General features: G+C 42.9%; 4 protein-coding genes. All 4 read right to left on the bottom strand.

Annotation, left to right across the window (positions count from 1 at the left end):
- A partial coding sequence (locus A3761_RS12135) for a LemA family protein (protein WP_197473028.1) occupies positions 1 to 352 on the bottom strand: 352 nt, incomplete at its 3' end.
- Positions 353 to 464: 112 nt separating this feature from the next.
- On the bottom strand, positions 465 to 1,589 hold the full coding sequence (locus A3761_RS12140; RefSeq protein WP_231872048.1) for a phosphoserine transaminase: 1,125 nt from the start codon (positions 1,587 to 1,589) through the stop codon (positions 465 to 467).
- Positions 1,590 to 1,783: 194 nt separating this feature from the next.
- The gene (locus A3761_RS12145; protein WP_068513119.1) at positions 1,784 to 2,362 is read right to left on the bottom strand and encodes a DUF1456 family protein; all 579 of its coding nucleotides are present in this window, start codon (positions 2,360 to 2,362) and stop codon (positions 1,784 to 1,786) included.
- Positions 2,363 to 2,480: 118 nt separating this feature from the next.
- Positions 2,481 to 3,383, bottom strand: a complete 903-nt coding sequence (locus A3761_RS12150) for an FHA domain-containing protein (RefSeq protein WP_156490280.1) — start codon at positions 3,381 to 3,383, stop codon at positions 2,481 to 2,483.
- Between the last annotated feature and the right edge of the window lie 277 nt (positions 3,384 to 3,660).

Raw genomic sequence — 3,660 nt, forward strand, 5'->3', positions numbered from 1 at the left:
CTACAGCCACATTTAGACTTCCTAAAGCACTTTGTAATAAACCTTCACTTTTAGCAAGTTCCTGCAACGCTCCCGCACTAGAAGGATTAGCGGATGCTGCTTTAAGGCCTGCCAGAGCTTGATTACGAGCCGATATAACCGCTTCCAGCGTTTCACGCTCATGTGTTAGATAAGCCTTAGCCGTCTCGACTAGATTAGGAATCAAGTCATAACGACGCTTAAGCTGAACTTCAATTTGAGAGAAAGAGTTTTGATAGCGATTTTTTAAAGCTACCAAGGTATTGAAAATACGAATGATATAAAAAATCGCAAAAATGATAATGAAGGCTGTTACTAAACTGCTGATATCCATATTTAATCCCGTCACTTGGCGCACCAGTTACAGTGCAATATTCAATTGATCGAGATATCCCTATAAGCAAAAACAGTATAGGCGCATTAAGCGCCTAGCTCCTATCTTTTACTTAAGCTTGCGAGCTATGATAGGCCCACTCAAGCCAAGGCATAAGCGCGTCAACGTCGCTGCTCTCGATCGTACCTGCACACCAGATTCGTAGGCCATCAGGAGCATCGCGATATGAGCCTATATCGTAGGCTACACCTTCCTGCTCTAGCAATGCGACCATCTTCTTCAGTGCGTCTTTTTCTAAGTCTAGCACCAAACAAACACTTGTATTGGAACGAGTACTTTTATTTTCAGCCAAAAAGTGAATCCAATCATGCGCATCAACAAAACGCTCAACAGCAGCCAAATTCTCTTCTGAGCGCTTGATCAAAGCAGGTACCCCGCCCAAGCCATCAACCCAGGATAAAGCATCTAAATAATCGGCAACACAAAGCATTGACGGAGTATTAATAGTTGAACCTTTAAAAATACCTTCAACCAACTTCCCTGCCTTGGTCATACGGAATAATTTGGGCATTGGCCAAGGTGGCGTATAGCTTTCCAAGCGCTCGACAGCTCGAGGGCTAAGTATCAGCATGCCGTGAGCACCTTCACCGCCAAGTACTTTCTGCCAGCTAAATGTGATTACGTCCAGTTTTTCCCAGGGCATATCCATGGCAAACACTGCCGAGGTTGCATCACAAATCGTCAAACCTTCACGATCGTCAGCTATCCAGTTGGCGTCTTCAACTTTGACACCCGAAGTCGTGCCATTCCAGGTAAATACAATATCGTGAGAAGAAGAAGCTTGAGAAAAATCAGGGAGTTTACCGTAGTCCGCTTCGTAGAGAGAAACATCATCCAACTTCAGCTGTTTTGTAATGTCGGTTATCCAGCCTTTACCGAAGGATTCCCACGCAAAAACATCGACAGGACGAGCACCGAGCATCGACCACATCGCCATTTCCATTGCTCCGGTATCAGAACCCGGTACTACACCCACTCGATAACCTTCAGGCAAACCCAATAAACGCGCCGTTTCAGTACAGCATGCTTCCAATGCTGTCTTACCAATCTTGGCGCGATGAGATCGACCTAAGGTATCTAATTGGAGCTGGTTAACGTCATAACCAGGCCTTTTACTACAAGGCCCTGATGAAAAGTTTGGGTTATTTGGTTTAATGCTTGGTTTTTGAATTGGCACAGCGCTGATCTCTGACTAAATAGATTAGAAAAATTTGCGCTATCCTATCATTTTTAGGGCTGTTAGGGTAAAGGCTTGACGTAGATTGTTATTTTTTAATCATCGCTTTTACTGTATTAATGACCGCGGCCTTAAAACACTACAACCCTGTATTTTTCGTTCAAGAGGTAGCGCGATATCCACCAGTCAATAAGTCACTTACCCGCTTTTGATTTATTCCAAATAGCACTGTTCACATTTCGGTCGCTTTCGCTGTTTGAGTCTTCCTTACTATGGACGGGAGATGCAGGAACCGCAGTCTCATCAGCATCTGTGCTATCACGGTATTTTCGCTGCATGCCCTGAATAAACTTGCGCAGCATTTGATCTTGCAGCTCACGATAATGTTTGTGGCCTACTTTACGAAAGAATGCGCTCAACTCGGATTTGCTGACACGATAGCCACCTAATGCCATTAGCTCACAAATATCATCGTCTCGAAGGTTCAGCGCAATCTTCAGCTTACGCAAAATAATATTATTATTTAAACGACTTTCGGGCAAAGCTTGAGGACCATCTTTCTTGCCACGCAACTTATTAATCATACCATTGAGAAAACTGGCAAACTTTTTATCTGGACAGTTAACGAAGTCTGGATCATCGTCTTTCTTTAGCCATTGACTTATGTGCTCTCGAGTTACAGCGCATTCTGCACTGGCCCACAGCGCAATCATTTGTCGATCATTATATTCAAAGGTATAGCGCAAGCGGCGAAGGATATAGTTATTGGTCAAAACAGTCTCGCAAGTTATTGCCCCTATCTTCTCGGGGCCGTAAATTATTACAACAGGCTAACATATTTTCGTGCAGACAATCCCTTCAGCATCAAATCCAATCGCGTTAGCTTCAGCACTATATTGTTCGATTAGAAAACTTTGTTAGAAACTCACTGCTTTTAGGGTGACTACTCTTTATATGAACACCTACAATAAAGCCATCAGGTGTAATAAGTGAATGCCTTACCGTTCCTAGCGCTGTAATATCGTAACGACGACCTTTATAGAATGCATTGATATCAACTTTAACCAAAGCCCGCTCTTGAATGCTTACCGGTGAGGTCAACGCAATCCCTGCTTCACTCAGATCTTTCGTTGTACACTGGATCGTCTGCTGACTTTTTAAGGTCACAAGCACCGGCCAGCGAACCTCCCTACGCGAATGCAAGCGCCTGTTTGAATCATCCCACTGCCCTTGTATAAAAACTTTTTCATCACCCTGAACTCGCGGCTTAGATAAGGCATTTTGACTTTGAAGTGATTCTTCAGTTTGTGCCTCAACACTCTCCCTTTCATGCGCTTTCACATTCTCATGAGATGATTCCTCCATAACCTGCACTTTAGGCTTATTGTTTCTTTTAGTGGCAGGTGGAGCGTTAAGCACATTGCGCCCCGCAAACTCCTTGTCATGAAGCCCTAAGGCCTCATCAACATTCATCACGACAGTTAACATTTCATCATCCGAAGACTTATGCTCCGAATCTATTAAAATAAAATCAAATTGAGCAAAATGAATAACCGTGTTGTGAGTCAATAATACCTCACTATTAATACGCTGCTTGTTTACAAAAGTACCATTAGTAGACTGAAGGTCTCTCAAAAATAAGCGACCGTCTTTGCTTATTATCTCGGCATGTTCACGAGAAATACCAGAGCGCAGAACAACCATATCAATTGACTTATTTCTGCCAATAACAAAGGGAAACTTAGTGATGGGTATTTTCTTGACCGCCCCAGTTTCGTCCAAACTTCCTTTCAAGTGCCAAAGTGCCAAAGTGCCATAAAATAAACTCAGTATTAATCGACATAAAACTTCTTCAGTATAAGAGCCATGCTGAAAAACACATAACTGAGCACCAAAGTTATTGGTAATAAAAGTCCATTACCGCTACCCACCCTTTGATCGCTATCGTCAGTTTAATAATGCGCATGAATCCAGGAACTATTTAAACCCAAGAAGCTCAGCCAAATGACGCTAGTTAAGCATTCTGCTACAATCTAAAGTACTAACTACTTAAATATAGGGGACCTCACTT

It is taken from the genome of Oleiphilus sp. HI0123, assembly GCF_001635315.1.